This is a genomic window from Bradyrhizobium sp. RDI18 (assembly GCF_043203335.1).
In the GTDB taxonomy this organism is placed as follows: domain Bacteria; phylum Pseudomonadota; class Alphaproteobacteria; order Rhizobiales; family Xanthobacteraceae; genus Bradyrhizobium; species Bradyrhizobium retamae.
In genome coordinates this window covers 5,670,362-5,688,393 of the sequence record NZ_JBICRN010000008.1, presented here as the reverse complement: position 1 = coordinate 5,688,393, position 18,032 = coordinate 5,670,362, and the positions used below count along the sequence as shown (strand labels likewise).

Annotated in this window: 15 protein-coding genes and 1 pseudogene; 5 read left to right on the top strand and 11 right to left on the bottom strand. The window is 63.6% G+C overall.

Going from position 1 to position 18,032, the window contains the following annotated elements:
• Positions 1-200: 200 nt before the first annotated feature.
• From ACFXS9_RS36505 to ACFXS9_RS36495, 3 genes are all read right to left on the bottom strand, one after another.
• Positions 201-1,376, bottom strand: coding sequence for an ABC transporter substrate-binding protein (locus tag ACFXS9_RS36505; protein ID WP_392697882.1), 1,176 nt, complete (start codon positions 1,374-1,376; stop codon positions 201-203).
• A 425-nt stretch (positions 1,377-1,801) separates the two neighbouring features.
• Complete coding sequence (locus tag ACFXS9_RS36500; protein ID WP_392697879.1) at positions 1,802-2,689, bottom strand: sigma-70 family RNA polymerase sigma factor; 888 nt, start codon at positions 2,687-2,689, stop codon at positions 1,802-1,804.
• Positions 2,690-3,019: a hypothetical protein gene (locus ACFXS9_RS36495; RefSeq protein WP_392697877.1), complete on the bottom strand. Its 330-nt coding sequence runs from the start codon at positions 3,017-3,019 to the stop codon at positions 2,690-2,692.
• 318 nt (positions 3,020-3,337) lie between these two features.
• Here ACFXS9_RS36495 and ACFXS9_RS36490 point away from each other — a divergent pair, with 318 nt between their 5' ends.
• A complete protein-coding gene (locus ACFXS9_RS36490) occupies positions 3,338-4,612 on the top strand; it encodes an NAD(P)/FAD-dependent oxidoreductase (RefSeq protein WP_392697875.1) in 1,275 nt (424 codons plus the stop codon).
• Positions 4,613-4,646: 34 nt separating this feature from the next.
• Here ACFXS9_RS36490 and ACFXS9_RS36485 read toward each other — a convergent pair whose 3' ends face one another.
• The 4 genes and pseudogenes from ACFXS9_RS36485 to ACFXS9_RS36470 all read right to left on the bottom strand — a co-directional run bounded on the left by ACFXS9_RS36485 (position 4,647) and on the right by ACFXS9_RS36470 (position 9,367).
• Complete coding sequence (locus ACFXS9_RS36485) at positions 4,647-6,227, bottom strand: tannase/feruloyl esterase family alpha/beta hydrolase (RefSeq protein ID WP_392700200.1); 1,581 nt, start codon at positions 6,225-6,227, stop codon at positions 4,647-4,649.
• Positions 6,228-6,505: 278 nt separating this feature from the next.
• A pseudogene (locus ACFXS9_RS36480) lies at positions 6,506-7,719 on the bottom strand (ABC transporter substrate-binding protein).
• A gap of 78 nt (positions 7,720-7,797) precedes the next feature.
• On the bottom strand, positions 7,798-8,121 hold the full coding sequence (locus ACFXS9_RS36475; RefSeq protein WP_392697872.1) for a 2Fe-2S iron-sulfur cluster-binding protein: 324 nt from the start codon (positions 8,119-8,121) through the stop codon (positions 7,798-7,800).
• A 10-nt stretch (positions 8,122-8,131) separates the two neighbouring features.
• The gene (locus ACFXS9_RS36470) at positions 8,132-9,367 is read right to left on the bottom strand and encodes a cytochrome P450 (RefSeq protein ID WP_392697870.1); all 1,236 of its coding nucleotides are present in this window, start codon (positions 9,365-9,367) and stop codon (positions 8,132-8,134) included.
• A gap of 80 nt (positions 9,368-9,447) precedes the next feature.
• On the opposite strand from ACFXS9_RS36470, the gene ACFXS9_RS36465 reads away from it, so the two are divergent.
• Positions 9,448-9,978 (top strand): MarR family winged helix-turn-helix transcriptional regulator, encoded by a 531-nt coding sequence (locus ACFXS9_RS36465; RefSeq protein WP_392697867.1) that lies wholly within the window; start codon positions 9,448-9,450, stop codon positions 9,976-9,978.
• 246 nt (positions 9,979-10,224) lie between these two features.
• On the opposite strand, the gene ACFXS9_RS36460 is transcribed toward ACFXS9_RS36465, so the two are convergent.
• Positions 10,225-11,460, bottom strand: a complete 1,236-nt coding sequence (locus ACFXS9_RS36460) for an ABC transporter substrate-binding protein (RefSeq protein WP_392697864.1) — start codon at positions 11,458-11,460, stop codon at positions 10,225-10,227.
• 111 nt (positions 11,461-11,571) lie between these two features.
• Here ACFXS9_RS36460 and ACFXS9_RS36455 point away from each other — a divergent pair, with 111 nt between their 5' ends.
• The gene (locus tag ACFXS9_RS36455) at positions 11,572-12,099 is read left to right on the top strand and encodes a MarR family winged helix-turn-helix transcriptional regulator (RefSeq protein WP_392697861.1); all 528 of its coding nucleotides are present in this window, start codon (positions 11,572-11,574) and stop codon (positions 12,097-12,099) included.
• Positions 12,100-12,230: 131 nt separating this feature from the next.
• Here ACFXS9_RS36455 and ACFXS9_RS36450 read toward each other — a convergent pair whose 3' ends face one another.
• A complete protein-coding gene (locus ACFXS9_RS36450; RefSeq protein WP_392697858.1) occupies positions 12,231-14,093 on the bottom strand; it encodes a feruloyl-CoA synthase in 1,863 nt (620 codons plus the stop codon).
• Between the two features lie 113 nt (positions 14,094-14,206).
• Between ACFXS9_RS36450 and ACFXS9_RS36445 the strand changes: the two genes are divergently transcribed.
• Positions 14,207-14,740, top strand: coding sequence for a MarR family winged helix-turn-helix transcriptional regulator (locus tag ACFXS9_RS36445; protein ID WP_392697855.1), 534 nt, complete (start codon positions 14,207-14,209; stop codon positions 14,738-14,740).
• A 224-nt stretch (positions 14,741-14,964) separates the two neighbouring features.
• Entirely contained in the window at positions 14,965-16,773 is a 1,809-nt protein-coding gene (gene atzF, locus ACFXS9_RS36440; protein ID WP_392697852.1) for an allophanate hydrolase, read from the top strand.
• A gap of 142 nt (positions 16,774-16,915) precedes the next feature.
• On the opposite strand, the gene ACFXS9_RS36435 is transcribed toward atzF, so the two are convergent.
• Positions 16,916-17,620, bottom strand: coding sequence for a GntR family transcriptional regulator (locus tag ACFXS9_RS36435; RefSeq protein ID WP_392697849.1), 705 nt, complete (start codon positions 17,618-17,620; stop codon positions 16,916-16,918).
• Positions 17,617-18,030: an oxalurate catabolism protein HpxZ gene (hpxZ, locus tag ACFXS9_RS36430; RefSeq protein WP_392697846.1), complete on the bottom strand. Its 414-nt coding sequence runs from the start codon at positions 18,028-18,030 to the stop codon at positions 17,617-17,619. The genes ACFXS9_RS36435 and hpxZ overlap by 4 nt, the downstream gene beginning before the upstream one ends.
• Between the last annotated feature and the right edge of the window lie 2 nt (positions 18,031-18,032).

Below are 18,032 nucleotides of genomic sequence, written 5' to 3'. Positions count from 1 at the left end.
TTGAGCATGATCTTATCGGAAAACCGGTGCCCACTTTGCACTAACGTGGCCCTCCGGGTCCGGATCATGCTCCAACAAAACAGCGGCAGCACATCTGCGCCGCCGCCATTTTTCTTGTTGGGCGGATGATCTGTCGTTAACCGCCCCCGGGTCAAGCCCGAGGGCGCGCTCCGGCGATCATGCACCGGCCATGCCAACAATCACTTCTTCATCGGACATTTGTCGTGGAAGCGATCCTGGTCGTCCTTGACGATAGTCGCCACCGTCTTCAGCGAGAGCTGGCCGTCGGCGTCCTTGACCACGTCCTGCAGGTAGAAATTCTGGATCGGAATGTGGTTGTTGCCGTATTTGAACGGGCCGCGCACGGACTTGAAGTTGGCCTTCTCCATCTCGGCCTTCATCTCGTCCTTCTTCGAGGTATCGCCCTTCACCGCGACCACCGCACTGTTGATCAGGTTCGCGGCGTCATAGGACTGCGCGCCGTAGAAGGTCGGGCGCAGGCCGGTGTGCTTCTTGCGGTAGTCCTCGACGAACTTCTTGTTCTCGGGGAACGGCAAATCGTTGACCCATTGCTGCGCGCCGGGCACCCCGATTGCATTGTCCTTCTGCAGCGGCAGCGACAATTCGTCGATGGTAAACGCAGTATAGAGCGGGATCTGCCCCTTGAGGCCCGCCTGGGCGTATTGATTGAGGAACTGGACACCGGCCGCGCCCGGATAGAACACGAAGATTGACTCGGCCTTGGAATTCTTCGCCTTGGTGAGCTCGGCGGAGAAGTCGAGCTGGCTCGGCCACACCGTATATTCCTCGCCGACGACCTGGCCCTTGAACGTGCTCTTGACGCCGGCCAGCATGTCCTTGCCGGCGGCGTAGTTCGGGCCGATCAGGAATACTGACTTCACGCCCTTCTGGTTCATGTAGGTGCCGACCGCCTGCGGGGTCTGGTCGTTCTGCCAGGAGGTCGAGAACACGTAAGGCGAGCAGAGTTCGCCGGCGAGCTGCGAGGGGCCGGCATTGGACGTGATCAGGAAGGTTTTGGAATCGACCGCGGTCTTCAGCGACGCCAGCAGCACGTTCGACCAGATGTAGCCGACAATGAAGTCGACCTTGTCGGACTGGATCAGCTTCTCGGTCTTCTGCTTGCCGACGTCGGGCTTCTGGCCGTCGTCCTCGTAGAGCACCTCGACCGGCTTGCCGCCCATCTTGCGGCCGAGATGGTCGAGCGCCAGCTCGAACGAGTTGCGCATATCGTTGCCGATCACAGCGGTCGGGCCGCTGAAGGTCGAAACAAAGCCGATTTTGATGGTGTCGCCAGCGAGCGCGGGCTGCGCCAGCGCCAGAATTGTTGCGCCCGCCAGCCAGAATGCCTTTTTCATAATCACTCCCCTCCTGTTTATCACTCAAAACCCGGTCAACCGGGCCACCGGCAACGCTTGCTCCGCGCGCCTCTTATGTGTGAGGTATTTTGTGCGCGAAATCGCCGGTCAGCGGCAAGCATGAACCCAAGGCTCCGGTTAGAACCTTCGGCGCATGCTTAAGCTACCTGCACCATAATTCGCGGACGGCGGGGATGGCAAGAAATATAATGCCGGTTGTCCCAACGGGCCAAGGGACCGACCAAGGGGCCGGCTGGGAGTGTTACCTGACATTTTCAATCTCCCCTCGCCTCCATCCATGAAAGGCTCGAGATCAATATCGAGGACGCCCGGCAGCGCCGTCTCACAAATCATTTTAGGCTTAAAGTAATTTTTCGCAAGGGTGGAATCGCATATCCCCACTTTCACCTTGCAGAAGCGCTCGTTCAGATCAGGTATTCAGCGCCATCGATGACGTAAGGCGCGTGGCGGAAATCCCTGATAGTCGCGACCTTGCCGGCCGACCAGCCCAGCAGCACGAAATATTTCGGCTTGGCATCGCCTTCGTTGGGATCGAACACCAGGATGGCGGGACGCCCCTCCACCAGGCCCGGCACCAGGCGCCAGTCGCTCACTTTGTCGTAGTTGTCGAAATAGCGGGACACTTGGGCCTTGCCACGCAAGTGGGTTCTGCTGACGAGATCGAGCCTGGCATCGTCTGTAATCATAGCGCGGATGGCGTCGAAATCGCGGGCGTTGAAATGGGCGACATAGGCGCCGAGCCGCTCACGATCGGCGTCGGATAGCTTTTGTTGCGGCGCGTCGTCCGGCTCGTCGGCAATCTCACGCAACTGCGCGCGGCCGCGATGCAGCGCGGCCTTGGCCGCGGGCAGGCTGCAATCCATCACCTCGCAGATTTCCTTCAGCGAGCAGCCGAGCACGTCCATCAGGATCACGCTCGCACGCTGCGGCACCGGCAACCGCATGAAGGTGCGTAAGGAGGTCGCGGCGATCTGGCGGCTCGCCACGGCATCGAGCTGGTCAATGATCATGTCCACCTCCGCTGGTCCCCGGAACGCTTCCTGGCGCTTGCGCCGGCGCAGGAAATCCAGCGCGGTGTTGTGCGCAATGCGAAACAGCCAGCCTTCGGGATTGCCGAGCGTGCCGGCGGAGGCATGCGCCTCCACCGCCTTGATCATGGCATCCTGCAGCACGTCCTCGCCGTCGATGACGGAGCCCACCATGCGCGCGCAATAGCGATGCAGCTTTGGGCGCATCGCCGCCAGCAGGCGCTCGATGTCGAAGGCGGCGGACGTCTCGGGAACCACTGTCATTCAGACTCCGGCAAGCGCGTTCTCGGTCTCGCGCAACATGCGATAATTACCGACGATGGTCACGCCTTTCGGCAGCGGCGGTTCGGCGCAACGCTCGCGAATGCCGTTCTGGAACGCCTGAAACGCCGCCAGTTTCGGCAAGGCGCTGGAGCCATCATCGGCTGCGGTCTCGACGAAATGGATGAACGTATCATCCTCCAGCCGCAGCGACAGATAGCGAAAGCCCTCCGGCTGGGCCGTCTGCAATTCGGCAAACACCGCCGCCACCAATTCGGCGTTCCTGTCGCTCATTTCCGGCTTGGTTTTGTACCTGATCACGGTCCGTCTCATGGCTTTCTCCTCATTTTGCGGCCATCTCGACCCCAAGGACGTTTTGGAACGGGCAAAGGATGCTGTGGCTGGAAATTTATTTTGCCGTCGTCCCTGCGAACGCAGGGACCCATAACCACAGGATTTTGTTGTGGTGCCGTGCTGCGGCTCCAGCGTTCTCAACAATACCCTTCTGTGGTTATGGGTCCGGCTCAAGGCCGGGACGTCAGCACGATACGCGTTCGCTATCGGCCGATTGACAAAGACGTATTGGAGCGGAGCAGCAAATGGCTACATAATCCAATGCGTTGAGACATCTGAAACCGGGGTCGCATTTCCATGACGACAGTGCCGAAAGAACCCCATCACGTCGTGATCGTCGGCGCCGGTTTCGGCGGTCTGGAGACCGCCTTTGGCCTTGCCGGGGCGCCGGTCAGGATCACGCTGATCGACCGCCGCAACCATCATCTGTTCCAGCCGCTGCTCTACCAGGTCGCGACCGCTTCGCTGGCGACGTCGGAAATCGCCTGGCCGATCCGCTATCTCTTGCGCCACCGTCCCGAGGTGACGACGCTGTTTGCCAATGTGAATGGCGTCGATGCCGAGGCAAAGCGCGTGCTGCTCGAGGACGGCGACACGATTTCCTACGACACGCTGATCCTCGCCACCGGCGCCCGCCATGCCTATTTCGGCCACGATGAATGGGAGCCGTTCGCACCGGGCCTCAAGACGCTGGAGGATGCCACGACGCTGCGGCGGCGCATCCTTGTCGCCTTCGAGCGCGCCGAGCGCGAGACCGACCCGGCGCGCCGCGCGGCGCTACTCACCTTCGTCATCATCGGCGCCGGCCCGACCGGCGTCGAAATGGCCGGAACGATCGCCGACCTTGCCAAGGACACGCTGCCGCCGGACTTTCGCAACATCGACACCCACAAGACCCGCGTTGTCCTGGTCGAGGCCGGCGCGCGCGTGCTCGCGGGCTTTCCCGAAGACCTCTCTTCCTATGCGCAGCGCGCGCTGGAGGAGCTCGGCGTCGAAGTGGTGTTGGGGCAGCCGGTCACCGAATGTGCGATCGACGGCGTCGTCTATGGCGGCAACAGGCTGGAGGCCAGGACCATCGTCTGGGCGGCCGGCGTGCGCGCCTCGCGCGCTGCGGAATGGATGAAGGCACCCGCCGACCGCGCCTACCGCCTGAAGGTCGAGCCTGATCTGACCGTGCCCGGCCATCCCGATGTCTTTGCCGTCGGCGATACCGTGACGATCGCCGGCCCCGACGGCAATCCGGTGCCCGGCATCGCGCCGGCGGCCAAGCAGCAGGGGCGCTATGTGGCGGCGCTGATCAAGGCGCGCCTCTCCGGCGGCACGCTGCCGCCGTTCCGCTACAAGCATGCCGGCAGTCTCGCGCAGATCGGCAAAAAGAAGGCCGTGATCGATTTCGGCCGCATCAAGCTGCGCGGCAATCTCGCCTGGTGGATCTGGGGCATCGCCCACATCTACTTCTTGATCGGCCTACGTAACCGCCTCAGCGTCGCCTTGAGTTGGCTGTGGATTCACGCCCGCGACCAGCGCGCCGCGCGGCTGATCACGCAAGGCTCGAGCAAGGTCACGGGATAGATTTCGTCGCTCGCGTTGAGCGGAGAAGACCCTCTCACGGCGCGCAGGCAAAACTAGCCGCGCTACTCGTCGGCCCCGATTTGTAATGCGGCCATGCCGGCCATTGGCATAATGGCAGCGCGCGCGTGGTCTCGAACGCCGGCGCTTCGACCCTCTGCTCGATCACCTCGAGATCACCCGGCGCCTTGCCGTTCTCGACCCAATCGACGAGCACGGCCAGCATGTCGACATTCGCGGGCGCGCCGGAGCCGACGTGGTCGACACCGGGCGCCGTGTAGAGGCGGGCGAACGCCGCCGTCTTATCGCGGCCCAAGGTGCGCTGCACGTTTTCGAAGTAGCGTATCCCTGCGTAAGGGCTCTGGGCGTAGTCGGCCATGTTCTCGAGAATCACGAGCTTGCCACCGCGCGCGGCAAAGCGGCTGAGGTCCGGATTGGTTGAATCCATCAACCGCGATACCTGCAGCAGCCGTTCCTTGTGATCTTCGGGCCTGTAGGTCGTGACGTCGAGCTTCGGATCGCGCGCGAAGACATATTGAATGCCGCCTGCGCCGTAGATCCAGGCGATGCCGTTGGCAGGGGCCGGCGGCTGCGCCGGCGCCGCCTTGCCGAGCCACCAGGCGACCCAGCCGCCGGTCGGACCGAAGGCGGGGATATTTTCGCCGGAGACGCCCCAGCCCGGATAATCATCAAGGCCGTTCTCCAGCGGAAACGAAAACTTGTACGTCGAGTGTAGCGTTTTGATTGCCGCAATCTGCGCTTCCGTCAGGCACTGGTCGCCGCTTTGGCCCGCCGCGCAACGTAGTGTGTCCGGCTGGAATTTCGCCTTGCAGCCAACCGGGTCCAGCACCAGCGAATCCTCGGCGCCGTCCGCCTTGTCGCAGGCGGCAAGCACAGCCTTGGCCACGAGATCAACCTGCGCGGGACGAATCCAGCCCTCGCCCATGGTGGCCAATCCCGACCGCGTCCCGGCATGCTGCAATCCGACCCAGTTGATGACGGGCACGCGGGCAAAGATGCCGTCGAAGTCATCGGGATAGCGCTGCGCCATCGTCAGCCCCTCGCGGCCGCCTTCCGACGATCCCATGAAATACAGTTTGGCCGGCGGGTTGCCGTAGGCGCGCAGCATCAGGGCAACCGCGGCGTCGCGCACGCGCTTGTAGGAACGATGGGCGAAATTCTCAAAGGCCTCGTCGTTGAGCGCAAACGTCTGCGGCGGCTCGCCCGGCTTGGTCTCGTGGCCGGAATCCGTGCCATAGGTGACGAACCCGCGCGCCAGCGGCGACGGCGCGCCGAATGGATACGCCGGCGGCAAGGCAAGCCCGGTAATCAGCACGCCGTTGAAACCGCCGCCACCATATTGCAGCGAGCGGCCGTTCCACTCGACCGGAAGATTCACCTGAAATTTGATCGGCGGCGCCTTGGGATCGGCCGGCGCGATCTGGCCGAGGACCTTGCAGAATTCCGGATTGGCCGGCGTGATGCGCGCCGCCGGCGTCGGTGCTCTCTCGGCGACGGCGAGCGGCGACGGCGCGACCATGGTCGCAGAATCGATCCGCACGGCATTGTCGGCCGGCCGGATAAGGTCGCTGCAGGTCGCGGCGGGATCGCCGACCATCTTTGCGGCCGTGGCGTTGATGGCAAAGAACGAGGTCGCAGCCGCCAGCAAAGCCAACTGGATTGTCGCGCGAATTTGGAATCTGAGGCGTTGCATCGTTTCTCCCTTCGCTATTCCTGCAGCCGCGCTTCGGCCGGCCGTTGGGCTTACAATGGTTCGCGCGACGCGGACGTCAATCGAAATAAGACCGGCACCGCCTGCCGATGTGAGGCGAGCACGCTGGTCAGGCTCCCTCCCCCTTGCGGACCCGCAAGCGGAAGAGGGAGGGCAGCGGAGCATTACTTCACCAGCGAGCAGCCGCCGTCGGCGAGCGGGCGGAAGGCCTGGTCGGCCGGAATGGTCGAGACCAGCTTGTAGTAATCGTACGGATATTTCGACTCTTCCGGCCTCTTCACCTCGAACAGGTACATCGGGTGAATGACGCGGCCGTCCTGGCGGATGGTGACATCGCCGAACAGTTTGTCCTTGCCCTTGAACTTCTTCATCTCAGGCACCGCATCCTTGGCGTGATCGCTGCCGGTCGCGGCCACTGCGTTGAGATAGGCGAGCGTGGAAGCATAGACGCCGGCCTGATTGCCGCTTGGCATCTTGCCGTTCACCCCCGGCCGCGCTGCGAAGCGCTTGGCAAACGCGCGGGTGTTTTCATCCATGTCCCAGTAAAACGCCTCGAACAGTTGCAGGCCCTGGCCTACCTTCAGCCCCATACCATGGACGTCGTTGATGAACAGCAGGAACGCCACCATCGTCTGTCCGCTTTGCTGAAGGCCGAACTCGGCCGCCTGCTTCACCGCGTTGACGGTGTCGCCGCCGGCATTGGCGAGACCGATGACCTTGGCCTTGGAATTCTGCGCCTGCAGCAGAAGCGAGGCGAAGTCCGGCGTGTTGAGCGGATGCTTGGCCGAGCCCAGCACCTTGCCGCCGTGCTTTTCGATGTAGTTGGTGGCCTCGGCCTCGATGCCCTGGCCGAGCGCAAAATTCACCGTGATGAAGTACCATTCCTTGCCGCCGCGCGCCATCATCGCCGCCGCGGTCGAGTTGCCGGTCGCCCAGGCGTCATTGACCCACTGGATGGTGTTGGGCGAGCAGGCCTTGCCGGTCAGGTCGGAGCTCGCCGTCGACGACGCCAGGAACGTCATGCGGCTGTCGCGCAGCAGCGAGTTGATGGTGAGCCCAACGGCGGAATTCGGCACGTCGACCACGGCATCGACGCCATCGACGTCGAGCCATTTGCGCACGATCGCCGAGCCCACATCGGCCTTGTTCTGGTGATCGGCATAGACGATCTCGACCTTGATACCCTTGCCGCCGCCGTTGAAATCCTCCGCCGCCATGCGCGCGGCTTCCACCGAGCCCATGCCGTTGGTGTCCTGAAAGATACCGGAGATGTCATTCAGCACGCCGACGCGCACGATTTGTCGGAAATTTCCGCGCTCGCCGCGCCTGACGCCACGCAAGACAAGGCAAGTGCGAGACCTAACCTTAAACCCCTCATTGTTCTCTCCCTTTCGAATTTGACCTTGAGCGTTCCCGGACTTCGCCGGGTTAGACTTCAGTTCAGGTAATTAGGCCGTCACAATTGCCGGTCCGGCAGATTGAGAACCAACCCATCGAGGTCGGCAGCCAACTTGATCTGGCAGGACAGGCGGCTGTTGGCCCGCCGTTCGGCCGCGGCGCCGTCCAGCAGCGCGTCCTCGTCGCCGCCCATGGCCGGCAGGCGGGCGAGCCAGCCCTCGTCGACATAGACGTGGCAGGTGGCGCACATCGCGTTGCCGCCGCATTCGGCGAGAATTCCACCGACATCGTGGCGCGTCGCCGCCTGCATCGCGCTTTCGCCATCGCTGGCGTCGACACGTTGCGCGCGGCCGTCAGGGTGAACAAACGTGATGCTCGGCATGGGCGGTCCGTCAGGCCGGAGAAACGGTGATCGGGAGGCTTTCGAGACCGCGCAGCGTGTTGTTGTAGCGACGCTTCACCGGGCCTGATATCTCGATACTCGCGACCTTGCGCGCGATCGCCGCCAGCATCACCTCGCCTTCGAGGCGCGCGAGGAGCTGGCCGACGCACATATGGATGCCCGAACCGAACCCGACATGCCCGGAGGTGCGGCGGGTGATGTCATAGCGGTCAGGATTTTCCCAGCGCCGCGGATCGCGGTTGGCGGCGCCAAGGAACATCAGCACCTTTTCGCCTTCGCCGATGCGATGACCGGCGAGTTCGACCTCCCGCGTCGTGGTGCGGAAAAAGGTCTGCACCGGGCTTTCGAAACGGATCGCTTCCTCGAATGCGTTGCGCGCCAGCGTCGGATCGCTGCGCAGCCGTGCAAGCTGATCGGGGAAGCGCGCCAGACAGTACATCGCGGCGCCGATGCCGTTGACGGTGGTATCGAGGCCTGCCGAAAGCAGCGAGCGTACCAGCAGTGGCGCCTCTTCCGCCGTGATGTCGCCGGCGTCGGCGCGCGCATGGATGCAAGCGCCGAAGCCGCCAGGCGTAAGGTTTTCGCGCTGGCACTGCGCGGCGACATAGGCCTGATGTGGCGCGGAGCGCTCGATCGCCTCCTGGCGCAACTGGTTCGGCGGTCCGAACGCGTTGAACACCAGGCTCGCATAGGGCAGCAGATTCTCCCGCCCTTCCTGCTTCAGGCCCATCGCATCAGGAAAAACCGAGAGCGGATAGGCCTCCGCAAGGTCGGCAACCGCATCGAAACTTCCGCGCGCCAGCAATTCGTCGACCTTGGCCGCCGCCATCGCCGTGAAATGTTCGCGGACCTGCTTCATGGCGGTCGGCGACAGCACCTGGGCGAGCACCGTGCGTGTCCTGGTATGCGCCGGCGGGTCCGCTTCAAGGATGATGCTTTGCGGTCGCCACGGCTTTTCCTTGGCAAAATCGCTCAAGCCCACGCCGCGGCTCGAACAGAAGGTCAGGGGATCGTTGAGGACGGCGTGCACCTCGGCATAGCGTGCGACGCCGTAGACGCTCCACTTCTCGAGCCAGACCACCGGCCCGGCCTCGCGGAGGACGTCGTGGATCCGGTGCGGATCCTCGAAAAACTCGGTCGAGAACGGGTCCACGTCCAGACGGGCCACGCCGGCCGGCGCACTCCGCTCCGGGGTTGTAGAATCTATCCGGGATGTCGCGCTCATGTGGGTCTCCTGCATAATGTTCTTGCAGAGCGGTGGGCGCTGTCTCTATGTCTGGAACGCTGGAGCAGCGTCGGAAAAGCATGAGCAGGAACAGACAGGCGCGCGCCCCCCGTGCGGGCGCGGCAGGCAGGAGCGGACGGGCCGAGCAGGTGCTCGACCTCGACCGTTACGTTCCGGCCCTCATCACCTTCATCGCCAACAAATTGTCGCGCAGCGCGACCGTGGTCTATCAGAAGCGCTTTGGGGTCAACGTCACGGAATGGCGGATATTGTCGCTGCTCGCGATCGAGCCGGAAATTTCGGCGGCGCGTATCTGCCACGTGATCGGCTTCGACAAGGGACCCGTGAGCCGGACGCTGGCCGGCATGGAAGAACGCGGGCTGGTCAGCATCAGGGCCGACCGCGAGGACGGTCGCACCCATTCGATCTCGCTGACCCCGAAGGGCTACGCCACCCATGATCAGGTCATCGCGGTCGCGCTCGAACGCGAGCGCCGCCTGCTCTCCTGCCTGAGCAAGCCGGAGCGGGAGACCCTGATCGCGCTGCTGCTGCGGGTGCACGGCAATCTCGATGCCGTGAAAGGTGCGGGCGAGGTCGATACGCGGAGTTGAGCGGCGCCTATTGGCTGCGCCGCGGCGACCACGCTGCGCACGCGACATCGCATTGCGTCGTGACGATCCGACACGCCCGAACATCCGTTTCTCCCTGTGCGGCCCGGCACTCTCCGTGCTCTGCGATCGGCCGCATTTCTGAAAACACGCTCTCATAAATTGGTTGCCTTGGCAACATATATGACAAGGTTCGAAGATCGATTTTCGGCTGCGGCCGGTTGCTGCCGGCCGCAGCCAGTCAGCAGTTCATCTCTTGACCAGCGGGCAGTTGCCGTCGCTTTCGGGACGAAACGCCTGATCGCCCGGGATCGTAGCGACGACCTTCAACAGATCCCATTTCGACGTGGATTCGTCAGGCTTCTTCACCTCGAGCAGAAACAGCGGATGAATCTTGCGCCCGTCTGAGCGGATGGTTCCCTTGCCGAACAGCGGATCGTCGGTCGGCATCGCCTTCATCGCCGACACCACGGCCTTGCCGTCGGCGGTGCCGCCGATCTTGTCGACGGCCTTCAGATAATGCAGCACCGATGCATAGACGCCGGCCTGCATGTCGTTCGGATAGTTCTTTTGCGGATGGCGTTCGGCGAACCGTTTTGCAAAAGCGCGCGTGCCGTCGTTCAAATCCCAATAGAACGGATTCATGATCTGCGCGCCCTGGGCTGCCTTCAGGCCGAGCGCAGGAATTCCGTTCATGCCGAGGATCAACCCGACCAACTTCTGCTTTTGCGTCAGCCCGAACTCCGCCGCCTGCTTGATCGAGGTGATGGTGTCGTCACCGGCATTCGCCACGCCGACGATGTCGGCACCCGAGGCCTGCGCCTGCAGCAAGAAGGAAGCATAGTCGGCTGTGCCGAGCGGATGGCGCACGGCGCCGAGCACTTCGCCGCCGGAGGCCTTGACGCCTTCCATCGCCTGTTTCTCCAGGTCGTGGCCGAAGGCGTAATCGGCGGTCAGAAAGAACCATTTCTTGCCGCCTTGGGCTACCACGGCTTTGCCAAGGCCGCGGCCATAGGCGTAGGTATCGTAGGTCCAGTGCACGGTATTCGGCGTGCATTTCTCGCCGGTGAGCAGCGCGGTGCCGGCGCCCGAGCCGATGAAGACCTTGTTCTTCTGCTCGCTCATATTGGCAACCGCGAGCGCAATCGCCGAGTTCGGCAGGTCGAAGATGGCGTCGATGCTTTCGGTATCGTACCAGCGCCGCGCGATACCGACGCCGACGTCGGTCTTGTTCTGGTGATCGGCCGTGATCACGTCGACTGGCTTGCCGGCCGCCTTGCCGCCATAATCCTCCACCGCCATTTGCGCTGATATGACCGAGCCGATGCCCTGGTAGGTCGAGAACACGCCCGATTGGTCGTTGAGCACGCCGATCCGGACGCGGTCCTGGGCCTGGGCTTGGGCTTGGTCTTGGTCTTGGGGAGCGCCAGCGAATATTCCGCCGAGCGCGCCCACGAGCATTCCTGTGCGAAAAAGCTGTCGCATGCGTTCCCTCCTGCATGAAAAAGGCGGCCTTCGCGACCACTTCGAAATTACTTATAACTTATAAGCATTTTGAGGATTGTCAATTCAGGTGATGCCGTGCGAGCTTTTGCCATGGAAAGAATCGGAAAAATTTCGACGCGCAAGGACAACGGAGCAGCCAGACCGGCCGAGCCGGACTCGGCGCGAAAACTCGATCTCACCGCGCTGCAGCAGACCCCGGGATTCATGATCCGGATCCTGCAGTTGGAGAACTTCGAGGCGTTCTATCCGTATTTCGAGTCCCTAAACCTTTCACCGCTCGAATACGCCATCCTGGTGACGGTGCGGGACAACAAGACGGTGACGCAGAGCGAACTCGCCGCCGTGTTGAAGATGCAGCTCCCCAACCTCGTGAAAATCCTGTCACGGATGGAGGAAACCGGCGTCTTGAAGCGGAAGCGATCCGCGCGGGACAAGCGCGCGGTCGAGCTCAGCCTCAGCGTCGTGGGCGAGAGGCGCGCTGACGAGGCCAGCCGGCTTGGCGAGAGCTTTAATGCCCAGACGCTTTCCGCGCTCAGCAAGAGCGAGCAGACGGCATTTCTCCAGATGCTGGTGAGGCTGGTCGAGGCGCACAAGCAGACGGCGTCCCGACGCGCCTAGAGCCTTTTCGGTTCTGATTCAATCAGAACCGGGCTCTAGATTTTTGTTTTGACGCGTTTTCTTGACGCGAACCGGTGTCCACCCCGGATCAAGTCCGGGGCAGGCTTTCGCTTGAAAAGCGCTCTGGCGTTTCAGCCGGCGCAGCCGATCCATTCGGTCGATGAATCGTCGTCCAGCGTTGCCACTGCGCTCGCGCGCCGCGTCAGCACAGCACGCTGGTTGATATAGCCCTTGTCGGTGATCTCGCCGCCGTCGACGGACGCGGGTTCGGCCAGCAGCAGCGCGCGCGTTGCGTGACCGGACGAGTTGCCGCTTTGCGCCTTTAGGTTCGCAAGGCCCTGCGCGATCGCGGCGCGAACCTTGTCGTGGCCAATCATATCTTTCACGTCGGCGCTGTCTGGCAGGCCGGCATGTGCACGGCAGGCCGCGATATTCGGAAATACCAGGAAGCGAACCTCGTCGCCGCCATGGCCGGTCACAACGATATCCTGCGCCAGCGGGGCGAGCGCAGCGATCCCTGCCACGCGCAAGGTGCCGACGCTGACCCAGGTACCCGAATTGAGCTTGAAGTCCTCGGCGACGCGGCCGTCGAAGAACAGCCCGAGTTCAGGACGCGCCGGATCGGCAAAGGTCACGGCGTCGCCGATGAGATAAAAACCCTCTTCGTCGAACGCCTGCGCGGTCAATTCCGGCGCCTTCCAGTAACCGGGCGTAACATTCGGACCGCGCACCCGCACCTCGAGCTTGTCGCCTGATGGCACCAGCTTCAGTTCGGTGCCTGGGATCGGCACGCCGATATTGCCGGAACGTTTCGCCTGGAAATGGCAATCGGTGGCGAGCGGCGAGGTTTCAGTCGAGCCCCAGGCCGACACCATCGGCAGCGCACGCCCCACCGTCTTGATCGAGAGTTCTTCCAACGCATCCCAGAGATTCTGCGGCAATGCTGCGCCGGCGTAGAAGGCGAACTTCACCTCGCTGAAGAACTTTTTGCGCAACTCGTCGTCGCCGCGCAGTGCCGCGATCAGCATGTCAAAGCCGCGCGGCACGTTGAAATAGACTGATGGCATCACGCTGCGCAGATTGGCGAGCGAGGTCGCGAACAGCCCCGGCGCCGGCTTGCCGCCGTCGACATAGAGCGTGCCGCCGTTGCGCAGCACCAGATTGAAATTGTGGTTGGCGCCGAAGGTGTGGCTCCAGGGCAGCCAGTCGAGGATCACGAGATCCTCGCCGATATCTCCGAGGAACGTCCAGGTCTGCGCCTTGGCCTGCTGGCTCGAGGTCAGCATGCGCTGGGTATTGATCACGGCCTTCGGCGTGCCGGTCGAGCCCGAGGTGAACAGGAATTTTGCGATGGTATCCGGCGTAATCGCGGCAAAGGCCTTTTCGACATCAAGCGTTTCCGGCGCTGAAGCGACGGCGCGGAAGGAGATCGCGCTGTCATCACCCGCACTGCCGCTGACGACGGTGGCCGAATGCAGCGGCTTGATCGCCGCCAGCGCCGCGGCAAACGGCTTTGTGCCAGAAACATAGATGGCGCCCGGTCCGAGCTGCGTGACCATGCTCTTGAGCTTGTCGAAATCCTTGGACATCAGCGAATAGGCCGGCGAGATCGCGGCCGATGGCACGCCGACATGCTGGGCGGCGAGCGCGAACAGCGCGTGCTCGACGCTGTTGTCGGACAGGATCACCAGCGGACGCTCGGCGCTCAAGCCTTGCGCCAGAATCCAGGCGGCGGCCGAGTGCACCTGCTTCAACGCATCCTTGTAGGTGACAGTGTTCCACGGCGTATCAACGCTGGCGCGATCGGCGAGAAAGATTCGGTCCGGCGCCTGCCGCGCCCAATGCTCCAGCCAGTCGCCAACGCAGCGCGCACTCGGCCGCAGCGGCGTGATCGACCTCACCAAGATACTGCCATCGGTCCGGCGATCGGCAACGATCGCGGGCGTCGCGAATAGATTTTGGGAATCGGCACCGCTGATGGCGGCGATGGTCATGGGCTTCCTCCTGCCACCTCGAAAGGGCTGGCTTGACGTCAATGTTGAGCACAACAATTGTTGTCGTCAACAACAATCTTCCCCTTCGCCAAGCGAAGCGCTAGAAGGGAGCGATGGCGAGGAACAGTCAGGCACCCAGAATTGCCAAATCACGCGCTGATGTTCGGCCGGTCCCCGGCCGCACGCGAAGCGAAAGCGGCAACGCGCACGGCGATCTGATAAACGGCGAAATCGGCCTCGACGCGCTGGCAGGCCACGCCGGCTATGCGGTACGGCGCTTTCAGATCTGGGTTTTCCAGGATTTCATTCGCACGCTCGGCGCTGTCGATATCCGCCCCACGCAGTATTCCGTGATGACGGTGATCGGCGCTAACCCGGGGTTGAGCCAGATGGCTGTTGCGAAACGGCTCGGCATCGAGCGCGCCCGGTTGGTGCACCTCCTGGATAGTCTTGAACAGCGCGATCTCGTCAGCCGCGTCAAATCCGCCGCCGACCGGCGCTCCCACGCGCTGCACCTGACCGCGCGCGGCCGGACGGCGCTGGCGCAGTTCAAGCGGCTTGCCGCCGAACATGAGCGCCATGTGGCCGAGAAGATCGGCAAGGAGAACCGGGAGAAACTGCTGCAGATACTTTCGGACTTCACCTGATCGCGGCCGGCGCCGCGCCTTGGGCTGCGTCGCCTAAATTTCAGGCGGCATCCGGTAACTGCCGGCGCTCATGGCATGCGCCAGTCGTCCCGTAAGCACATGAAATTGCAAATCTATATTTGTGCGTTGGCTCGACCAAGCGATTGTACACAATGGCACATCGCTTGCTTCAGTCCGGGTAACCTTTAGTCCGGGTAACCTTTGCTCGCTGGAGTTTTGCTGCCATGGGGTCCGACGCGCCTGAAACCGTAGCCGCCATCGTCGCCGCGCACCGCGCCGGCGCGATCACCCCGGCGCAAACCGTCGCCCGCAGCTATCAGCGCATCCGCGACCATAATGATCCCGCCGTGTTCGTCAGCCTGCGGGACGAGAAGGATGCGGTGGCGGAGGCCGAAGCGCTGGCCTCGCAAGATGCGGCATTGCTTCCGCTGCTCGGCGTCCCGGTTGCAGTGAAGGACAACATCGACGCGCTGGGCTTAGCGACCACGGCCGCCTGCCCGGCCTTTTCCTTTTTCCCCGCGAAGGACTCGACGGCGGTCGCAAAGCTGCGGGCGGCCGGCGCCATCATCATCGGCAAGACCAATCTCGACCAGTTCGCGACCGGCCTGGTCGGCGTCCGCTCGCCCTATGGCATTCCCGTCAATCCGATCCGCGCCGATCTCGTGCCGGGCGGATCGAGTTCGGGATCGGCGGTGGCGGTTTCCGCCGGCCTGGTGCCGCTGGCGCTCGGCACCGACACCGCGGGTTCGGGCCGCGTGCCGGCGATGCTCAACAACATCGTAGGACTCAAGCCGAGCCTCGGGCTGATCTCCAACGCCGGGCTGGTCCCGGCCTGCCGCACGCTGGACTGCATTTCGGTGTTCTCGCTCACCGTCGACGACGCAATGACCGCGCTTGCGGCGATGGCGGGCGCCGACAGTGCCGATCCGTTTTCGCGCGACCGGCCGCTGGGACCGATGTCGACATTTCCCGAAAAACTCCGGCTCGGCGTGCCGCGCAATGGTCAATTGATCTTCTTCGGCGACGCGGCTTCCGAGAAAGCCTATGGCGAGGCGCTCAAGCGCTGGACGGCGCTCGGCGCCACGCTGGTCGAATTCGACCTCGAACCCTTTTATGAGACCGCGCGGCTGCTTTACGAAGGCCCGTGGGTCGCCGAGCGATACCTTGTCATCCGCGACCTCCTGGCATCCTCGCCGGATTCGATTCATCCGGTGACCCGCGAAATCACCGCCGCCGGCGCGCGGCTGACCGCCGCTGACACCTTTGCCTCACTCTATCGGCTGCAGGCGCTGCGGCGCACAGCCGAGCGCAGCTTTGCCCATTTCGACGCGATGGTGCTGCCGACGGCGCCGACCGCCTATTCGACCGCGCAGGTGCTGGCCAATCCGATCGAGCTCAACAGCCGGCTTGGCACTTACACCAATTTCGTCAACCTGCTCGACCTCTGCGGCCTCGCGCTGCCGGCCGCGATGCGCGCGGACGGCATTCCGTTCGGCATCACGCTATTGGCGCCCGCGGGACGCGACGCGCAGCTCGCCAGCATCGGGCGGGTGTTTCATGCCGATACCCAACTGGAGATGGGAGCCAAGGGGCTGATGCCGCCGCCGCTCGCTTCGTTGCCGGCAGCCGCGAGTGGCGATGAAATCATCCTCGCAGTGGTCGGCGCGCATCTTTCCGGCATGGCGCTCAATGGTGAGTTGCAGGTGCTCGGTGCCCGCCTGATCGAGGCGACCGCGACCGCGCCGGACTACAAGCTCTACGCGCTCGACACGGTGCCGCCGAAACCCGGCATGCTGCGCGTGGAGCAAGGCGCAGGCAGTTCGATCAAGCTCGAGCTTTGGGCGCTGTCGGCGACAGCCTTCGGCAAATTCGTCGCAGCGATCCCGCCGCCGCTCGGCATCGGCACGATACGGCTCGCCGACGGAAGAGGCGTAAAGGGGTTTCTGGTCGAGCCCGCAGCCATCAACGGCGCGCGCGATATTTCAGCCTATGGCGGCTGGCGCGCATTCATGGCGGAGAAGGCGGCGGTGTAGCCCTCGTGTCCCGGACGCGGTGCGGCGTGCAACGCTGCGCCGCAGAGCCGGGACCTAAGCGTATTCGGAGAGATGGACCCCGGCTCAGCAGCGCAACACTGCGTGCTGCGCTGCGTCCGGGGAACGCATACCGAGAGAATCCTTACACCGACACCGCGTAAATTTCGTACTCCCCGCGCACCAGTTCGATATGTGCGCGCATCGCGGCCGCCGCGCCCGCCTTGTCGCCGCGCATGATCGCGACCACGACGCGGTCGTGCTCGGCGTGCGATTTTGCCAGCCGCCCGAGATTGCGGAATTGGGCGCGGCGGAATGGCTGCACGCGCACCCTCGTCGCCAGCGTCATCTCGGCGATGTAGCTGTTCTGCGAACCGGCATAGATCGCGTTGTGGAAACGCTCGTTGACCGCGTGAAAGCGCTCCGGATTGCCGGCATGGCTCAGCACCCGCAATTCTTCATGGATCGCCTCCAGCTTCTGACGGTCCCCTGGCGGCATCCGTTCGGCCGCGAGCCCCGCGCACAACGCTTCCAGCTCCGCCATCGCCTCGAACATTTCGGTCAGCCGGTCCAGCGAGGGCCGCGCCACCACCGCGCCGCGATGGGCTCGCGCCTCCACCAGGCCGCTCGCCACGAGCTGTCGCAGCGCCTCGCGCACCGGCGTGCGCGACACGGCAAAGCGCCGGGCGATATCGGTCTCGTCGAGCGCGGAACCCGGCGGCAGCACGCCGCGCACGATCTCATCGGCGAGCTGCAGCCGCAGTTCTTCGGCGCGCGTGACCTTGTCCCGCTGCGACGAAGGGCGATCGACGCGGCGAACCGTGGCTTCCGGCAGATCTTCCAGACTCATGCCTTTTGATCCATTTGCTCAGAAGATTCGGGCTCGTCGATGATGCTGACATGAGCCGCGACGATCTTCCAACCTTCGGGAAACCGTATCCAGGTTTGCATCTGCCGCCCGACCTTTCCGGGTGCGCCGTCGCGATAGAACAGCGTCGAGGCGACCGCGGTATCGCGGCCATAGGTCGTGATCACCGTCTTGTCGGTCCGCCGCATCAGCCCGACCGGCGAGCGCGCGGCGCGGAACGCCATGATGGCGTCGTAGCCGTAGAGATTTTCGCCGATGCCATAGCGCAGCGTGCGAGGATCGTTGCGGAACAGTTCGTCGAGCACCGCGACGTCGTTCGACACCAGCGCCTTTTCGTAGCGTTCGAACTGCGCGGCGACTTCGGCGAGCGCGTCGGGAAGATCGATCTCCATGC

Coding starts and splice junctions, on each gene's coding strand:
- ACFXS9_RS36505 (WP_392697882.1), bottom strand. CDS start 1,376: ATGAAAAAGGCATTCTGGCTGGCGGGCGCAACAATTCTGGCGCTGGCG.
- ACFXS9_RS36500 (WP_392697879.1), bottom strand. CDS start 2,689: ATGACAGTGGTTCCCGAGACGTCCGCCGCCTTCGACATCGAGCGCCTG.
- ACFXS9_RS36495 (WP_392697877.1), bottom strand. CDS start 3,019: ATGAGACGGACCGTGATCAGGTACAAAACCAAGCCGGAAATGAGCGAC.
- ACFXS9_RS36490 (WP_392697875.1), top strand. CDS start 3,338: ATGACGACAGTGCCGAAAGAACCCCATCACGTCGTGATCGTCGGCGCC.
- ACFXS9_RS36485 (WP_392700200.1), bottom strand. CDS start 6,227: ATGGTCGGCGATCCCGCCGCGACCTGCAGCGACCTTATCCGGCCGGCC.
- ACFXS9_RS36475 (WP_392697872.1), bottom strand. CDS start 8,121: ATGCCGAGCATCACGTTTGTTCACCCTGACGGCCGCGCGCAACGTGTC.
- ACFXS9_RS36470 (WP_392697870.1), bottom strand. CDS start 9,367: ATGAGCGCGACATCCCGGATAGATTCTACAACCCCGGAGCGGAGTGCG.
- ACFXS9_RS36465 (WP_392697867.1), top strand. CDS start 9,448: ATGAGCAGGAACAGACAGGCGCGCGCCCCCCGTGCGGGCGCGGCAGGC.
- ACFXS9_RS36460 (WP_392697864.1), bottom strand. CDS start 11,460: ATGCGACAGCTTTTTCGCACAGGAATGCTCGTGGGCGCGCTCGGCGGA.
- ACFXS9_RS36455 (WP_392697861.1), top strand. CDS start 11,572: ATGGAAAGAATCGGAAAAATTTCGACGCGCAAGGACAACGGAGCAGCC.
- ACFXS9_RS36450 (WP_392697858.1), bottom strand. CDS start 14,093: ATGACCATCGCCGCCATCAGCGGTGCCGATTCCCAAAATCTATTCGCG.
- ACFXS9_RS36445 (WP_392697855.1), top strand. CDS start 14,207: ATGGCGAGGAACAGTCAGGCACCCAGAATTGCCAAATCACGCGCTGAT.
- atzF (WP_392697852.1), top strand. CDS start 14,965: ATGGGGTCCGACGCGCCTGAAACCGTAGCCGCCATCGTCGCCGCGCAC.
- ACFXS9_RS36435 (WP_392697849.1), bottom strand. CDS start 17,620: ATGAGTCTGGAAGATCTGCCGGAAGCCACGGTTCGCCGCGTCGATCGC.
- hpxZ (WP_392697846.1), bottom strand. CDS start 18,030: ATGGAGATCGATCTTCCCGACGCGCTCGCCGAAGTCGCCGCGCAGTTC.